This window comes from Pseudoduganella namucuonensis, assembly GCF_900116645.1.
GTDB lineage: Bacteria > Pseudomonadota > Gammaproteobacteria > Burkholderiales > Burkholderiaceae_D > Rugamonas > Rugamonas namucuonensis.
Map to the genome: position 1 here is coordinate 1 of NZ_FPBO01000034.1, position 15,808 is coordinate 15,808.

Consider the following 15,808-nt stretch of genomic DNA (forward strand, 5'->3'; position numbering starts at 1 on the left):
AAAGCTGGAGTTCCTGAGCGACAATGGTGGCGCCTACCGGGCCCATGCGACGCACGCGTTGGCGCGCGAGATGGGGCTGGAGCCGATTCATACGCCGGTGTGCAGCCCGCAGTCGAACGGGATCGCCGAAAGCTTCGTGAACACGTTTAAACGGGACTACGTCAGTCTGATGGACCGCAGCAATGCCCAAGTCGTTCTCGCCCAATTGCCAGACGCTTTTACGCATTTCAATGAGGTTCATCCGCACTCGTCGTTGAAGTTGAAATCCCCTCGCATGTTCAGGAGGGAGCTGGCGCGCCGGGCTCAGGAAAGCGGCGTTAACTAAGCGATAGGCTGTGTCCGGTTATACGGGGGCAAGATCATTGCCAAGCTAGTCATCTTCATCCTCTAGAGCTTCTTTTGACTTACGCTGACGTGCGATCGCATGGCGCGCGTCCGTAAGGAGTTCGTCATACAAGTTAAACGCTGGCTCAACACGGCTCAACGAAGCGATCATTTGCACGCAGTGTTGCTCCATCCGAATGTCCTCCGGAAATGGTTCATAGGGAGTTCCGCGGCGAATTCCGGACTGTGCTGCTGCTGCGATTGCTGAGCGAATTTCATCTACCGTTCCCTCACCAATAAGTTCCGCGGCGTTTAGGATGTCTCTGATGAATTTTTGATGCTCATAAATGAGGGTCGGCTGGCTTTCTTGCAGGACTCTGGCAACGAGTGCGGCATGTGCTTGGGTGCCGGAGGACACCCACGCCAAGAGTAGGTCAAGAAGAGGTTGGTCGTAGTCGCCGCAGAGGCCGGCGAATGCTTCACCGAACCGCCTTACACTGGGCATGTCCTTCGATTTAGTGAGCGCCCAGTCGAGAAGTTCCAGCAGCAGACCTGGTCCACCCTCGACTGCCATCAGTCCAAGACCCGTTCCGTTGTATTCCTTGCTCAGCGGATTGTAAGACCAGTCGTTTCGCCGCGTCGCCTCGATTAGTCGCTCCTTAACGAGCTCGACAACGGCTCTGGGTTCTTCTTTAACTGACGCTACGAGGAACGTCCGCACCCAATAGTCGTCCAATTCTTTCAGCACAGCGAGCTTCTTCAATAGCTCGCCTCGTTTGCTTGCGACATCACCTTTCGGGATGGTATCGCCGCCGGCGACCCATATGAACATTTCGTGAGTTGCCCTCATATTGACTTCAAAGTCCGCCAAACAAATGAGTTCGATCGCCAAGGCTGGGCTTCTGCTGGCAATTTGGCGCGCGAGGTTTGACGCGACAAACAGAACTGCCGAGTCTCTGGACTTAAAGATACGCTTGAATAGGTCTACTTCGTGTTGCATGTAGGGACGAGATGGTTCGAACCTAGCGTATGCCTCAGCGAGTTGCGCCAACACCTCAGCGGAACCTTCCGAGCGAGCGACGTAATCATTCACAAGACTGGAGTCGCCGGCCTCGACGACTATGCTTAGCGCTTTACCTACATATGGAGCGAGGTGGCCGGCTCGGGTTTCGTTATTCCTTAGGAGCAGTTCGGTGGCCAGACCTGGTACTGCACCGAGCAGATGATTCACGAGAAGGTAGGGTGATCCATATCCATCATGTCCGACGTTGACGATTTCCTCCAGGCACGCATGCACTTCGTCGAGTAGGTGGCCTGTCTCAGGGAATGCCGCTACGAGATCTGCTGTCAGGAGCTGGCGGTCTCTGTCGTGTTCCTTGCGTTCGAGCGATTCGCTGAGCTCCCATGTTTCCGTTCCCCAGCCGTCGACAAGCACCCGCGTGAGCCGGGTCCTCAGGTCTCGATTCAACAAGGCGAGGATGGATCGAGCCTCAACCGATGTCTCTGGCCAGTGTTGAAACGCATGCCAGGATACCGACTCCGCGACCCGAACCAGTACAACGGGCGACACATGAACTTCGCTCAGCACGACCTGAAGTTCCCGCAAGAGCTTCACGTGTTCGCACTTCCAAGCATGGTCGGACGTGCCGTTGTGCATTGGTCCTCGCAAGGCTTGAGCCATCGTCTGGGCAGCGAGAAATGCTCTGCGAGGTGGGCCTTCCCGCAAATACTTAAACAGTGCTCCTGTTACCTCATTTCTGACGCTCTGAGCTCTCTCCAAGGGAAGATGGTAGTGGCTGATGGTAATGGTCAAGCGCGAGTAGCTCGTTGCTTCCATCTCAGTGCCCAGCGCTCCCTCCAGAATGGCAAAGGGTGTATAGGTCGAGTCGAGGGACGCGGGCCTTTCTAGAAGTTCGAGCGCGAAACTCACGACCTTGCGTATATACTCGACCGGCTTGTTTGGTTGAAATTTAGCCAACTCCTTGAGGATGCGAATGCCGTGACTCGAATGTTGATGTAGTTCCCGACCGTCGTTGCGACCGGCAGTCCACAGGAGATGACATGCTTCCTGGAGATGGTTGTACGTGTACGCTGCGTCGCGTACCATGTTACACACGGACGAGTTGTCTCCATGTCCTTCGGCAATGAGTCGCTTCGCGAAATTCATCGCAAATCTCGGCTGATAGTATGCAACGGCCTCGACAGCTTCCACGTGAGGATTTCGGTATCTCTCGCCCCAATGCAGCTTGGTGCCGAGACTGTTCAGGACCGTGCTGTCATCTGTCTGGCCTTCGCGTAAGCGCCAGTCCAATCTCCCAAGATTGACGAACAAGTTCTTCAAATGGTCCGCACTCGCGCGGTCGAACACCTGTGTGACGCGTATGTTGGCTGTGCCATCCGAGTTGAGGTAGCTCGAGCGAATAATTTCGTCCGCCAACAGGTCTGGGGCAATTCTCGAGCGAACCCCGCGCTTGAACAGAACGCCGGCTGCACCCAGAAGGCGCAGCAGCCGACTAGCGTCCGGCTGCTCAATTCCTTCTGTCTCCAGCAAGATGCTGAGCAAGCCTGGATCGTCTGGGATGATGGGCTGAAGGAGCGCGACGACCCGCAAAATGGCTCGTAGTCTCGGAATGTCTTGTCCCGTAACCAAGGTGGCAGTGATGACGTCTTGAAGACGCGAGAGCACATAGGTACGAAATTCTTGTGCGTTCCCCAGGAGCGACACTGACACATCATCGCGTGCGACCAACTGTGCGGCCAAGACCGTGACCAGCGGCGTTGTGTGAGTTGCATCGGCGATTTCGACAGCGGCTGCTTGTGGACCTTCACACTTAGAGAGAACCGATTCGGCTAATGCTTGTGCTTGTTCTTTGGTCTGCTGACGCATATCAACAAACTGAACTTCCGGTTCCAAGAGGCTCACGTTAGCGGCCTGGAGTCGCAGCGTCTCCTTTCCGTAGGGGCGAAGCGATAGAAGCAACCGCGTGTTGTTTTCGGGTACTGCCGCGTGCCTGAGGAAGGCGGCGAGGTCGTCACGCTCATGGGCATCATCGACAACAAGCAGTGTTATCCCGCCGCGAGTGTTGCGCAGCTTGTCCAAATGATGAGCTTTGACCTCTTCGGTTGGCGACACAAATCGAACGTGTAGGGATGTGTTCTCCGTAAGGCGCTGGGTGGCTTCGCGAAGAACACGGCTTTTGCCGGACCCAGGCGCCCCGACGAGACACGTTAGGAAGACAGATTCATCCCGGGCATGCTGAACAATCTGTGACACCTCCGTGTCACGACCGACAAATTCCCAGCAATGATTGAAGAAGCGGTCCGAAATGAGGAATGGCTTGAAGAAGGCCTCTGGAGTTTGAAAGGGGCCTGGCTCATCAATCCCAAGTAGGTCCAAGCGCTGGCCGCTGAAATAGCGGTCAACTATGTCTAGGCGGTCGTCCAGCGGCAGGTCATGGAGCTTTCGAGTGATGTCCTCTCTATCCCACAACTCCCAGCCAGCATGCGCCGCCATTGCATCGCGAGCTTTCGGACTCGCCACGCTAGACAGCAGGAGTACCTTGAGGTCTGCAGCGTAGGTTTGCTCTGCCACTGCTGTGTGAACCTTCTGGGCACCAAACTCATTGACTCGTTTGCACTGAAATGTATGGATGCCGAAGGGGCCGGTCGCGACGATATCGATGCCGTTTTGCTTGTGGCCTGCGCCACCGTAGCGATGCACATTGCCTCCGCGAGGACGATACATCCGGTCCAAGAGGACTGCACAGAAGCTTTCGAAGGTATCGGGCGGCAGTGCTGAGAGCGGGAGGGGGCGATCATGTGACGTTGCGGTTTTGTCGCGAGGAGCTTCTGTTGCCACTTGGTATCCGGCAGCTATATGGAGCTCATTTTCCTTGGCACCGACAAGCCTTTCCAAGGTCGGAATATCATTCGACCGTGGGCGAGCGAGCCCCTTTTCCCAGCGGCTTACCGACTGTTGAGTCACGCCAAGCGCTGTGGCCAACTCTTGTTGCTTAGCGAACCCTGCGGCCAGGCGGAGCCGAGCGAGCAGTTCGCCGAATGCCACATAGGCTGGAGATGTAGGAATTGCTGGCATATAATTGTACCTGTTCAAACACACATAAAATAGTGTACCATGAACTGGATTTCTCAATATTGTGACCTTTAGTCGTCGGAGGTGCCATGGCGCACAACCCAAGCTCTAATCGTGGAAAAGCCGCGCCAAGCCGCACCTCGCCTGACGATCCGTACTGCGAGTTCCAGGACGATCGCGAACGCCGCCATGCGCTTGTATCCCGCGACCTTCGCATCGTTGGGTGCCGCTTAGTCACTGTGGTCGGAGTTGTCATCCTGGCGCTTTGGACGCCTGCTGGCAGTATGATCGGACTCTTTGCTCGGATGCTCGGGCGCTTCTAACGCAGGTATCACCCATTGGATGGGCAACATATGACAACTATCTTTTTCTCGTATAGCCACAAGGACGAGGTCCTTCGCAATGAACTCGAAGCTCACCTCGCTTTGCTTAAGCACGAAGGTTTTGTCGACGCGTGGCACGACCGTCGAATCGTTGCCGGAGACGAACTCGACGACGCTATCTTCAGCAAGCTGGAAGCGGCGGATATCATCTTGCTGCTTGTGAGTTCGGACTTTATCAACTCGGCCTACTGTTATTCGCGAGAAATGGCGCGTGCCATGGAACGTCATCACGCCGAAGAGGCTCGGGTTATACCTGTCATATTGCGCCATTGCGACTGGGCCAGAGCCCCCTTTGGCAAGCTCATGGCTATTCCTCGAGATGGCAAGCCCGTCGCCTCCTGGCCTGACAGGGATGAGGCTCTGGCGGATGTGGCAAAGCAGGTTCGGCAAGCTGTCGAGGCGATTGGCGCTGACACGGCAAACACTATGGCGAGACCCGCAGTATCGGTGCATTCAGCTGTTGTGGCTAGCCTTCCTCGTTCGAGCAACGTGCGGCTCAAGCAGGAGTTCACCGAGAAGGACGCGGATGACTTTGTCCATTCGACATTCGACTACGTTTGTAAGTTTTTCGATGGCACGATCCAAGCTATTGGAGAGCGCAATCCGGATATCACGGGCACGTTTGAGCGCATCGACTCGCGTCGCATAGCGGCAATCCTCTATCGCAACGGGAAGAAGATTGCGGAGTGCTCAGTTCGGCTTGGTGGACTTGGTCGCAACAATGGAATTGCTTTTTCGCACGACTCTTCAGCTCAGTCAGGCTCGTTTAACGAGCTGCTGACTACAGAGGCGGGCGACCAGTCGCTGCATTTCAAGTCGATGGGGATGGCGTGGGGAGGTGGTCGGGACAAGCGCCTGTCTCAGGAAGGCGCTGCCGAGTTCCTGTGGGATTTGTTCATTCGGCAGGCGCAGGCTTAAGATTGGCCCCGACGTGACAGCAGTGAGTAAGCTCTTTCGCAACGAGAGGTACTTCATCAGCTGCGAAAAACTGATGCAAAAGAAAAACGGCCCGAAGGCCATTTTTTGAAATCCTTACCCACTTTAGTAGGAGCGATGCGCGCCTGGGCGAGATGGTGCAACTTCCACTGTTCCTTCGGCACCTTGTTCCACTGCGGCAACAGGCTCGCCTATCGCCTCCACGGCATCGGTGCTTTGGGGCCGGTCGACGGTAGCCGCCGGGGTCATCTTTGCTGTGATCTTGAAAACCGCAGCACCCTCAATGTGACGTCCATGGCGCGCAGCGCTAGCCGTCAGCAACGCTCTTGCTTTTTCCGCCACAGCAACTTCCGACGGAAACAGGTTCCGGTTGCCGAGATCAAAAGTGAATTTTTTGGTAGCCATGATTGGTGTAGTCTATATCCATTTGGGTCGATCCACAAGAAACAGCGGAACGACATTCCTCAGCGTCAATTGTCGCGAGAGTGCGTTATCGGACCTGCTGTCCAAAGTGGTCTGCCTTTTTTCCGCTGAAACCAGCGTCAGTAACACACCCAGGCTATCCTTGGGAAGCCCGATTTCCTGAGTCCGCCCGCCTGCATCACGCCACAATCCGATGGCACGCGCCGGTCGCGCTTCCAGCCAATTCGAACGGTCTACCATGGCGGCGCTCGTGAAGCTCAAAACCGCAGAACCGGGATCTTCTGCCAATACTGTTGCGTAGCGGCCTGGCCAACGGACCGCTAGTTGCGGGCCATCCATCAAAAGCGCAATGACCAGGTTGGGCCCAACGGCGCGGATCACGTTCATGGCAGGGTCGGCCCGGGCCAAATCTTCACAGATGAGCGTCGTGATCGACATGTCCTTCCGTAGACCGAAAAATGGCAGCTGTCGGTTGCTCACATCGATATCTTCCCACCACTGCTTGTTCTCATGACTCGCGTCAAAGTCTAACGCATATCGATCGACTTGTGACTTGTCAAGGCGCCACCGATGGTGCTTGTTTTGCTGCCGAACTACCGCACCTTCCTCGCCAGGTCGAATGACAAATGTTTGAGCGCGGTTATACGTCTTGCCTGTCTCCTGATCGACATCCAGGACGCCCGCAATGAGGAATTCGATCCCGGAATTCTTGAGCGCCGCCACCAACTCTTTTGCTACCTCGGGAGACAATGCGCATTCTGGCAGCACGACACCATTTGGTGCCCAGTCAGACTGCGCCTGCGCTTCTCGTATCAATGGAAGAAATAATTCCTCCGCCATGCGCTTTCCGGTGATACGCCCCTGCGGCGAGTCAAGCCAGTGTTGCACAAGGGTGAAGTAGGCTGGGATGTTATAGCCGCTACCAAATTTCTCCTGTTTCGAGCTCAGACGGAAGCTAGTGGCATGGATCGTGAACGGAAACGGTACTAGCAGCAGGCGCACATCATAAGGCAGGGCAGCATCCGCGCGGGAAGCTGAGCGTTCCGTACTCGACCAAGTCCAGGATGGGTCGATAATGCTTCTCGGCGGCAGGAGCGCAAGATAATGGCTCAGGGACCGAATCGTGCAGCCAACGGACGCGGTGATCGATTTGGGCATTACGATGGCGCGATCCGGTGGCACCTTGCAGCACATCGACGTCGGAAGGTGAACCATAAACGTCGGATCCGGTCCTTTGTCCGCCATGCATGCCATAGTGAGCCCGGCAAAGGCGCGCCCGCCGACTTCCTCGTCCGTCACGTCCCAGCCGACACCAATACTGGTCTCGTCGGCAATGGCGAACAAGGAGAGCAGGCAATGCACTGCCTGCGCGTTGCCACAGACCGACGCGACATCGACATTACCGAAATCGTTGAGCAACTGATCCCATAGACGGATTACATCGCCGGGTGCTTGAAAACAGTCCCGATTCCACGCATTCGCTGCCATGGAAACGAAGTCCAGAAACTCTCCGTGTGTGGCAAGATTTGTGCGGTCAGGACTGGCGAGCGTGTAACAGCCGGACTGTTCGATGATTGAGCCCATGATCGCAAAAAGGTCAGGGGGCCAGTTCGGACATTCAATTTTTCCGTCAACCCGGCCGCCAATCGATCCAGCGGAACCAGTAACGAGACCTGAGTAAGCGTCGGTGCCAGCAGGCGTGAGATGAAGAATGTATTCGCGAATATTCAAGGGACGGCGACCAGCGCAAAGGATGGAGGGGGCGGAACCTAGACAGGATTTGACTGCGTCCGATTGCACGAAGTGTAGCAGATTATGAGGTTGCCACGGATGCCCAGTCCCACGAGGTTGGCTGGGCATTGTCCAGACCGTTTGAGTGCGCACCGGTCTGCGGCAGACCTGTTTCGCGCACCTTAGAGCTTGCCCGCCTTGAACTGCTCGACCGCATACGCGCAGGCGCGCGCCGTCAGCGCCATGTAGGTGAGCGAGGGATTCTGCCAGGCGCTGGATGTCATGCAGGCGCCGTCGGTCACGAACAGGTTGGGCACGTCGTGCGCCTGGTTGTAGCCGTTCAGCAGCGAGGTCCTGGGATCGCGCCCCATGCGCGCCGTGCCCATCTCGTGGATGCTCAGGCCCGGCGGCCATTCGTCGGTGGACTTGATGTACTTCTTGATGTCCTTGATCCCCAGCGCCTCCATGATGTTGGCCGCCGTGTCCGAGATATCCTCCTGCATCTTGCGGTCGTTGTCGGAGAAGGTGCAATCGATGTGCAGCTGCGGCATGCCCCACTTGTCCTTCCTGGTCGGATGCAGGCTCACCATGTTCTCGTAGCGCGGCAGCATCTCGCCCGAGCCCACCAGCCGGAAGCGCCATTCGCCCGGCGCGCGCACCATGGTCTTGTAGTCCTTGCCGAAGCCCGGCTTGGCCGCCGTCTCGCGCCAGCCAGCGCGCTTGGCGTCGCCGGACAGCGAATAGCCGCGCAGGAAGCCGGGATGCTGGTCCACCACGTTGCGGAAGCGCGGGATCATCGGCAAGGTCGGGCGGCGGCCGGAATAGAACTCGTCCTCGTGGCCCTCGATGCGTCCGGTCGCGCCGGCGCCGTACAGGTGGTCCATCAGGTAGTGGCCCAGCACCCCGGAGGAGTTGGCCAGGCCGGTGGGGAAGGACGGCGAGGTGGAGTTGAGCAGCACCTGGGTGCTGCCCAGCGCGGACGCGCACAGGAACACCACCTTGGCGTGGAACTCGCGCGTCTCCATGGTCTCGGCGTCGATCACGCGCACGCCTGTGGCGCGGTTGGTCTTGGGGTCGTAGATCACGCTGTGGACGATGGCGTTGGTGGCCACGCTCAGGCGGCCCGTGGCGGCCGCCGCCGGCAGGGTCGAGCTCTGGGTGGAGAAGTAGGCGCCGAAGGAGCAGCCGCGATTGCACATATTGCGCGCCATGCAGTTGCCGCGTCCCTGTTCCAGGTGGGCGGCGCTGGGCGCGGTGAGGTGCGCGCAGCGGCCCATGATCATGCGGGCAGGCGCGAAGGCGGCGTCGAACCTGGCCTTCAGCGCCTTCTCCACCGTGTTGTACTCGAACGCGGGCAGGAACTCGCTGTCCGGCAGCACGTCCAGGTTCTCGACGCCGCCGCTGATGCCGACGTGGCGCTCCACGTGGCTGTACCATGGCGCCAGGTCGGCGTAGCGGATGGGCCAGTCCACGCCATGGCCGTCCTTGGCGTTGGCGCCGAAATCGAGGTCGCTCCAGCGGTAGGTCTGGCGCGCCCACGTCAGCGAGCGCCCGCCCAGCTGATTGCCCCGTATCCAGCTGAAAGGGCGGTCCTCCGGTGTGCTGTAAGGCATGTCGCGGTCGTTGTTGAAGAAGTGCTTGTTGTACTCGTCGAAGGCGGCGCATTTGCGCTGCCGCGCATACTGGTCCTCGGCCTGCGCGCGGCCGACCAGCCCGCGGTTGGGCATCCTCCAGGGTTCGACGCCCTCGCCGCTGTAGTCGGCGCGGTGCTCCACGGGGCGGCCGCGCTCCACCATCAGCGTGCGCAGGCCGCGCTCGCACAGTTCCTTGGCGGCCCAGCCGCCGGTGATGCCCGAGCCGACCACGATGGCGTCGAATTGTTCGGCGCTGGTCTTGATGTAAAACGATGCTGCTTGCGTCATGCTCATTCTCTCCAATGCGGGCTTACAGCGCCCAGTTGCGGCGGTTTTTCTTCAACGGCAGGTCGCCCTTGTAGCCGCCCGGCACCGGCAGGTAGACCAGCTCGCGCGTGGCCCCGGCCTCCGACGTGTAGTAGGCAAGGGCGGTGTAGCTCTTGAGCTGCTGGAAGAAGCGCTGGTCCTCGTCGTTGAAGGGTTCCTTGCCCGCGTCGAGCGCGTGCAGCAGCGCGGTCTGTCGCGCCGGCGCCAGCGCCGTGAAGCGCTTGCCGCCCCGGGCCCGCGCGGCGGCGTCGATGCGCGCCAGCCCGGCCAGGAAGCGCGCTTGGTCCTCCGGCGCCGCGCAGGCGCGCAGCAAATGGCTGATGGTGTGGTGCGCGCCGACGGCCAGCGCACCCGGCGTGTCCGTCCTCGGGATGATCAACTCGGCCAGCACGGCGGTCAGCGCCAGCGCGTCCGGCGCCAGCAGGCCGGCGGCGGGTTTGGGCGCGGCCAGCGCCGCCAGCGCGTCGCCGGACAGCGCCAGGCCGCACAGGCCGGCCAGGCGCAGCAGGGTGGCGCGGCGCTCGCCGCTGAAGGCCGGCGCCGCGCCGCGGCCCGCTTCCTCGGTGTTCATGGTGGTGTCTCCAGTGTGTTGTGGGTGTTAGTAGGCGCCCAGCGCGTTGATCTTGCCGGCGGCGACCGAGCGCTGGTATTCCTTGGGCGTGAGCCCGACCACGCTGCGGAACTGCTTGGTGAAGTAGCTTTGCCCGCCGAAGCCGGTCTCCAGCGCCACCCGCGCGATGCTCGCGCTGCCGGGCAGCAGGCGGCACGCCTCGTGCACCTTCATGCGCAGGATGTATTGCTTGGGCGTGAGCAGGAAGTGCTGCTTGAACTTGCGCTCGAAGGTGGACATCGACATGCACGACAGGCGCGCCAGGTGTTCGACGCTGACGTCGTCGGCCAGGTGCTCCTGCATGTATTCGATCGCGTCCTTGAAGGCGTGGTAGGGGGCGATGATGTCCTGCGAGCGCTGGGCGTCGCGGCTGAAACCCTCGACGCCGATGATCGCGCCGCGCTGGTCGCGCAGCGGCGCCTTGGTGGTGAACAGCCATGTCAGCACGCCGTTCTCGCTGCCGATGACTTCGAGCTTGTTCTTGACGGCGACGCCGCTGGCCATCACCGCCAGGTCGTCGGCGCGGATGCGGTCCGCGATGTCGCGGCGGAAGAAATCGTGGTCGCGCTTGCCGATGATGTCGTCGACATGGGGCAGCCGGTGCCTTTCCTGCAGCAGGCGGTTGCCCCACACGAAGCGGCCCTCCCTGTCCTTGGCGAAGTAGAAGGTGTCGGACAGTTCGTTGAACAAGCCGCTGGGCGGGGAGATGCCGTGGATGGCGAAGAAATCGGCCCGCGCCGCGGCGGCCGGGGCGGCGCCGGCGAGGCGTGGTTTTTTGTCACTTTCGGCCGCCGGGTAGCCACTGGCGACCACCATGCCGATCCCGATCCTCACCGTGCCCATATGCGCTCCGCCCAATGTCTATCACGGCTTCATGGTAGCACCGGGGTGAAAAAGGCGGTGTCATGAATTCGGAGATTTTTATAACAAATTCGGCAAAGCGGCCCGTGTCCGCGCGCTCAGGGATAGCGTGGCCGGGACATCCGGAACAGCTGCTCGCCGGTGATGGCGAAGTAGTCGCCGGGACCGCCGCCGCGCAGGATGGGACTGGCGGCGGCCGTGTCGTAAACGCCGTCCTTGAGCAGGTGCGTGGCGATGTGCACGCCCACCACCTCGCCCAGCGTCAGCCACACGCCGACGTCGCCTCCAGCGGTGTTTTTCAGTTCGACGATTTGCGTCATGCGGCACTCGAAGGCCACCGGGGTTTCGGCCACGCGCGGCGCCCGCACGGTGCGCGACGTGGCCGGCGTCAGCCCGGCCAGCACGAATTCGTCGACCTCGGGCGGGGCCGGCGCGCAGCTGCGGTTCATGGCCTCGGCCAGCGGGCGGGTGGCGAGATTCCACACGAATTCGCCGGTCTCCTCGATGTTGCGCAGGGTGTCCTTGCGGCCGAGGCTGGCGAAGCCGATGATGGGCGGCGTGTAGCAGAAGGCGTTGAAGAAGCTATACGGCGCCAGGTTCAGGACGCCGTCGCCGCTGCGCGTGGAGATCCAGCCTATCGGGCGCGGGCCGACGATGGCGTTGAAGGGATCGTGCGGCAGGCCGTGGCCGCGCGCGGGTTCGTAGTAGTAGTGGTCTGTAGTCATGGCAGCGATGATAACCCAGGGGACAGACCCTACGCGCCACGCGCCTTCGCAATGGCATGAGGCGCTGAACGCGGGTCTGTCCCCGGTGGATGCCGGCAGAAAAAAACGGGCGCCGAAGTGCCGGCGCCCGCGTAAATTCCCCACCAACCAAGTCACATCAAGGCAGATATTTCCATTGCCCTTTTTCGAGCTTCACCATCACCACCGCGCGCTCGTCCGAGCCGAAGCGGCTGTCGCGGCGGAAGTTGTAGACGCCCTGCGTGCCCACCAGTTCCTTGGTGCTGGTCACCGCGTCGTGCAGGGCGACGCGGAACTCCGCCGTGCCGGGCTGCTTTTTCGCCAGCGCGCGCTGGGCCGCGTCGGTGAAGATCAGCCAGGCGTCGAAGGCGTAGGGCGCGAAGGCGTCGGTGGGCACGGCCTGGAAGGTCTTCTGGTACACGGCGCGGAAATCGAGCGCCACCTTGCGCGAGGGATGGCTGGCGGGCAGCTGGTCCGCCACCACCACCGGTCCGGTGGGCGCCAGCAGGTTTTCCAGCGAGGCGCCGCCCACCCGGATGAAGTCCGGATTGATGATGCCGTGCGTGCCGTAGATCTTGCCGCGGTAGCCGCGCGCGCTCAGGCCCAGGTAGGGCAGGGCGCCCGGCGTTCCCGAGTTGCCCGCCAGTACCGCGTCCGGCTTGGCCGCGACGATCTTCAGCACCTGGCCCGTCACCGAACTGTCGGTGCGCGCGTAGCGCTCGTTGGTCAGCACCGTGAGGCCGTGCTTCTTGGCGGCGGCCTGCAGCGCGTCGTACACCAGGTCGCCCCAGGCGTCCGAGAAGCCGATGTAGGCGACCGTCTTGACGCCGTTCTGCTTCATGTGGGCGGCCACCGTGTCGATCATCAGCGGCGCCGATTGCGGCACCGTCACCATCCAGGCGCCGTCCGGCCCGTCCACCTTGGACTGGGAGATGGAGATGAAGGGCACCTTGTATTCCAGCGCCACGCCGTTGATGGCCAGGCCGGACGGCGTGCCGGCCGTGCCGATCAGCGCGTCCACGTTGTCCTCGACGATCAGCTTGCGGGCGTTGCGCGCCGCCGTGGTCGGGTCGGACGCGTCGTCCAGCTGCACCACGGTCACCTTCTTGCCGTCCACGTTGGGGCGGAAGGCCATGCCGGCCTGCAGTCCCTTCGCGTACGGTATCCCGAGCGAGGAGGCCGAGCCGGACAGGGAGGTGATGAAGCCCAGCTTCAGATCGGCCGCGTGGGCGAGCAGCGGCAGGGACATGGCGGCGGCCAGTGCGGCGGACCGGATGGGCGTAAGACGTTTCATTGAAACTCACTCCTCGAAGAATTATGGGGCGGGACGACGGCGCCGCGTTCCGGCGCATGGGTGTTTAGGGAATAGTAGGAGTTGTCGTGGGATAAATCAAATTCATGCCACCTATGAAGCGCATCAGCTCAGCTGATTTGGTCTTCACGCGGCGCCGCATTCCACGCTGCGGCTGATGCGGCGGAAGGTCCGGTCGAAGTAGACCAGGGCGTCGGCGTCGCCGCGGATGGCGATGTCGTCGATCTCGGCGAAGATGACGGCGTGCGTGCCGACCCGCGTCACCTCCACGATGCGCCCGGCCAGGCGCACCAGGGCCGGCGCCAGCCGCGGCAAGCCGTCGCCGTCGGCCCCGCCGTCCTCCAGCCAGCTCGCCTCGCCGAAGCGCTGCTCCATCGACAGGCCGCTCATGCCGGCGAAGTGCTTGGCCAGCTCGTCGCATTCGCCGGGCAGCACGTTGATGCAGAGGCGCTGGTTCTGCTCGAACGCCGACACCGTCGAGCTGTTGCGGTTGACGCAGAACAGCAGCGTCGGCGGCGTGTCGCTGACGGAGCACACGGCCGTGGCCGTGATGCCGCAGCGCCCGGCCGGCCCGGCGGTGGTGACGATGTTGACGGCCGCCGGCAGGTTGGCCATGGCGTCGCGGAAGCGCTGGCGCAGCGCGTTGGTGTCATTGGTTTGCGTGGTCATGTTCGTCACCTCAAGGATAGCCGGGGAAGGGGGGCACGCCGACCAGCACCGCGCCGGCGCCGTCGTAGACGCCGCTGCTCAGGAAGGCGTGCTGCGTGACGACCATCGAGTCGCGCACGATGCGTTGCAGCGGGTGCTTGCTGTAGATGGTCGCCATGCCGCCCAGGCGGTAGGCGGCGCGGATCACGTCGGCGGCCACCTGGGCGGCGTTGGTCGCGCTCAGCCGCAGGGTGCTGGCCTGCGCCGCCGTGACGTCGTCGCCCCGCAGGATGGCGGCGTACACGGATTCGATCGCATCGAAGAACCAGGCGCGCGCGCCGCGGTACTGCGCCTCGGCCTGGGCCAGTTCGATGCGGAAGTAGGAGCGGTCCGCCATCCGCGGCGCGCCGGTGGTGGTGACCTTCCCGCCGGACATCTCGTTGACGATGTCCAGCGCGGCCTGCGCCAGGCCGAGGTTGACCGAGGCGTGGACCTGCGCCTGGTAGCACACGGCGGGATAGCGGTACAGCGGCTCGTCGATGATGGGCGCGCCGCCGCGCTGGAAGGTCCAGTCGTCGGCCACGAACTGGCCGCTCACGCGCAGGTCGTGGCTGCCCGTGCCCTCCAGTCCCACCACGTCCCAATCCTCCACGATCTCGACCCGGGCCGCCGGGAACACCGCGGTGACCGGCTTGACGCCAGGGCCGCCGCCTATGCCCACGCCCAGCCACTCGGCGCCCATGCAGCCGCTAGCGAACTTCCATTGTCCGTTCACCAGCCAGCCGCCGTCCTGGCGCGCCGCCGGTTGCGCCGGGTACAGCGCGCCGGCGAACACCTGGTCCGGGCCGTTGGCGTAGATCAGCGCCTGCGTCGCCTTGGGCAGCGCGGCCAGGTAGGTGTTGGCCGAGCCGAAGCTGGCCACCCAGGCGGCCGAGCCGTCGACCTCGGCGATGCGCGCGACGATCTTCAGGAAGTCGGCCGGCGCCATGGCGTCGCCGCCGAAGCAGCGCGGCGTGCCGGCGCGGTAGATGCCGGCGCGCTTGAATTGCGCGACCATGTCGCGCGGGACGTGGCGCAGCGTGGTGAACTCGGTGCGGCGCGCCGCGACCTCGGCCAGCACCGCCTCGAGCGGGAGCGGGGCGTCGGCCGGCGGGGTTGCGTCGCGGGGGACCGGGTGGAGCAGGGTGGTGGCGGACATGGTGTCTCCTTCTTCAAAAATTGGATAGGCGGCGGGCGCTGAAGCGGCAGACGCCGCCGTGCTGCGCAGCGCAGCGGTGCTCGGTGACGGCGACCTCGCCGTCCAGCAGCACGCCGGCCAGGCTGTGCAGGATGCCGTTGATGGGCGCGCAGACCGGACGGCCGGACGGGCCGTGGCCCTGGACGAACGGGCTGTTCTCGACTTCCAGTTCCAGCCGCTGTTCGAGTCGGCCGTCGGCGCCGGTGATGCGCCACACGCCCCAGCCCAGGCCCGCCGCGCTGTCGATCACGGTTTGCCGCAATCGCGCGCGGCCGGCCGCGCCGAGATAGGCGGCCAGGCTCTTGCCGCCGTGCTTGCGGGTGGATGCGGCCAGCGCCTCCAGCACCGCGGCCCCGGTGGCCGGCGGCAGTTCGTGCAGCATGCCCATGAGGACGTCGGCGCGCATCAGCAGGTAGCGGCGGTCGGCGTCGTGGATGGCGCCGGCCTGTTCGTCGAATCGCAGGCGATCCTTGAAAACGCTCATGAACTGCTCCTTGGTTGGGCTGGAAAAACATCACAACGCCGGGGCTTTTTTCTGTAATGTTG

The 15,808-nt window shown here is 62.2% G+C and carries 13 protein-coding genes; 2 read left to right on the forward strand and 11 right to left on the reverse strand.

All coding sequences use genetic code 11. The features are described from left to right. On the forward strand, window positions 1–325 hold a 325-nt coding region (locus tag BM436_RS27395; RefSeq protein ID WP_143133324.1), incomplete at its 5' end, for an integrase core domain-containing protein. Window positions 326–370: 45 nt separating this feature from the next. Here BM436_RS27395 and BM436_RS27400 read toward each other — a convergent pair. After that, complete coding sequence (locus BM436_RS27400; protein WP_229490792.1) at window positions 371–4,477, reverse strand: helix-turn-helix domain-containing protein; 4,107 nt, start codon at window positions 4,475–4,477, stop codon at window positions 371–373. A 293-nt stretch (window positions 4,478–4,770) separates the two neighbouring features. Between BM436_RS27400 and BM436_RS27405 the strand changes: the two genes are divergently transcribed. Continuing rightward, window positions 4,771–5,718, forward strand: coding sequence for a toll/interleukin-1 receptor domain-containing protein (locus BM436_RS27405; RefSeq protein WP_093558751.1), 948 nt, complete (start codon window positions 4,771–4,773; stop codon window positions 5,716–5,718). A gap of 123 nt (window positions 5,719–5,841) precedes the next feature. Here the strand turns inward: BM436_RS27405 and BM436_RS36475 are convergent, their stop codons facing one another. From BM436_RS36475 to BM436_RS27450, 10 genes are all read right to left on the reverse strand, one after another. Further along, window positions 5,842–6,141, reverse strand: a complete 300-nt coding sequence (locus tag BM436_RS36475) for a hypothetical protein (protein ID WP_143133325.1) — start codon at window positions 6,139–6,141, stop codon at window positions 5,842–5,844. A gap of 12 nt (window positions 6,142–6,153) precedes the next feature. Beyond that, entirely contained in the window at window positions 6,154–7,890 is a 1,737-nt protein-coding gene (locus tag BM436_RS27410; RefSeq protein WP_143133326.1) for a hypothetical protein, read from the reverse strand. Window positions 7,891–8,072: 182 nt separating this feature from the next. Then, a complete protein-coding gene (locus BM436_RS27415; protein ID WP_093558906.1) occupies window positions 8,073–9,812 on the reverse strand; it encodes a GMC oxidoreductase in 1,740 nt (579 codons plus the stop codon). A 22-nt stretch (window positions 9,813–9,834) separates the two neighbouring features. Beyond that, window positions 9,835–10,422, reverse strand: a complete 588-nt coding sequence (locus BM436_RS27420; protein WP_093558755.1) for a gluconate 2-dehydrogenase subunit 3 family protein — start codon at window positions 10,420–10,422, stop codon at window positions 9,835–9,837. A gap of 27 nt (window positions 10,423–10,449) precedes the next feature. After that, window positions 10,450–11,304, reverse strand: coding sequence for an AraC family transcriptional regulator (locus BM436_RS27425; RefSeq protein ID WP_093558757.1), 855 nt, complete (start codon window positions 11,302–11,304; stop codon window positions 10,450–10,452). A 116-nt stretch (window positions 11,305–11,420) separates the two neighbouring features. After that, a complete protein-coding gene (locus BM436_RS27430; RefSeq protein ID WP_093558759.1) occupies window positions 11,421–12,047 on the reverse strand; it encodes a flavin reductase family protein in 627 nt (208 codons plus the stop codon). A gap of 157 nt (window positions 12,048–12,204) precedes the next feature. After that, window positions 12,205–13,359: an ABC transporter substrate-binding protein gene (locus BM436_RS27435; protein WP_093558761.1), complete on the reverse strand. Its 1,155-nt coding sequence runs from the start codon at window positions 13,357–13,359 to the stop codon at window positions 12,205–12,207. 144 nt (window positions 13,360–13,503) lie between these two features. Then, window positions 13,504–14,046 carry a flavin reductase gene (locus BM436_RS27440; protein ID WP_093558763.1) on the reverse strand — a complete coding sequence of 181 codons (543 nt, stop codon included), beginning with the start codon at window positions 14,044–14,046 and terminating at the stop codon, window positions 13,504–13,506. Between the two features lie 10 nt (window positions 14,047–14,056). After that, complete coding sequence (locus BM436_RS27445) at window positions 14,057–15,223, reverse strand: acyl-CoA dehydrogenase family protein (RefSeq protein WP_093558765.1); 1,167 nt, start codon at window positions 15,221–15,223, stop codon at window positions 14,057–14,059. A gap of 13 nt (window positions 15,224–15,236) precedes the next feature. Further along, window positions 15,237–15,746 carry a V4R domain-containing protein gene (locus tag BM436_RS27450; protein ID WP_093558767.1) on the reverse strand — a complete coding sequence of 170 codons (510 nt, stop codon included), beginning with the start codon at window positions 15,744–15,746 and terminating at the stop codon, window positions 15,237–15,239. Window positions 15,747–15,808 lie beyond the last annotated feature (62 nt).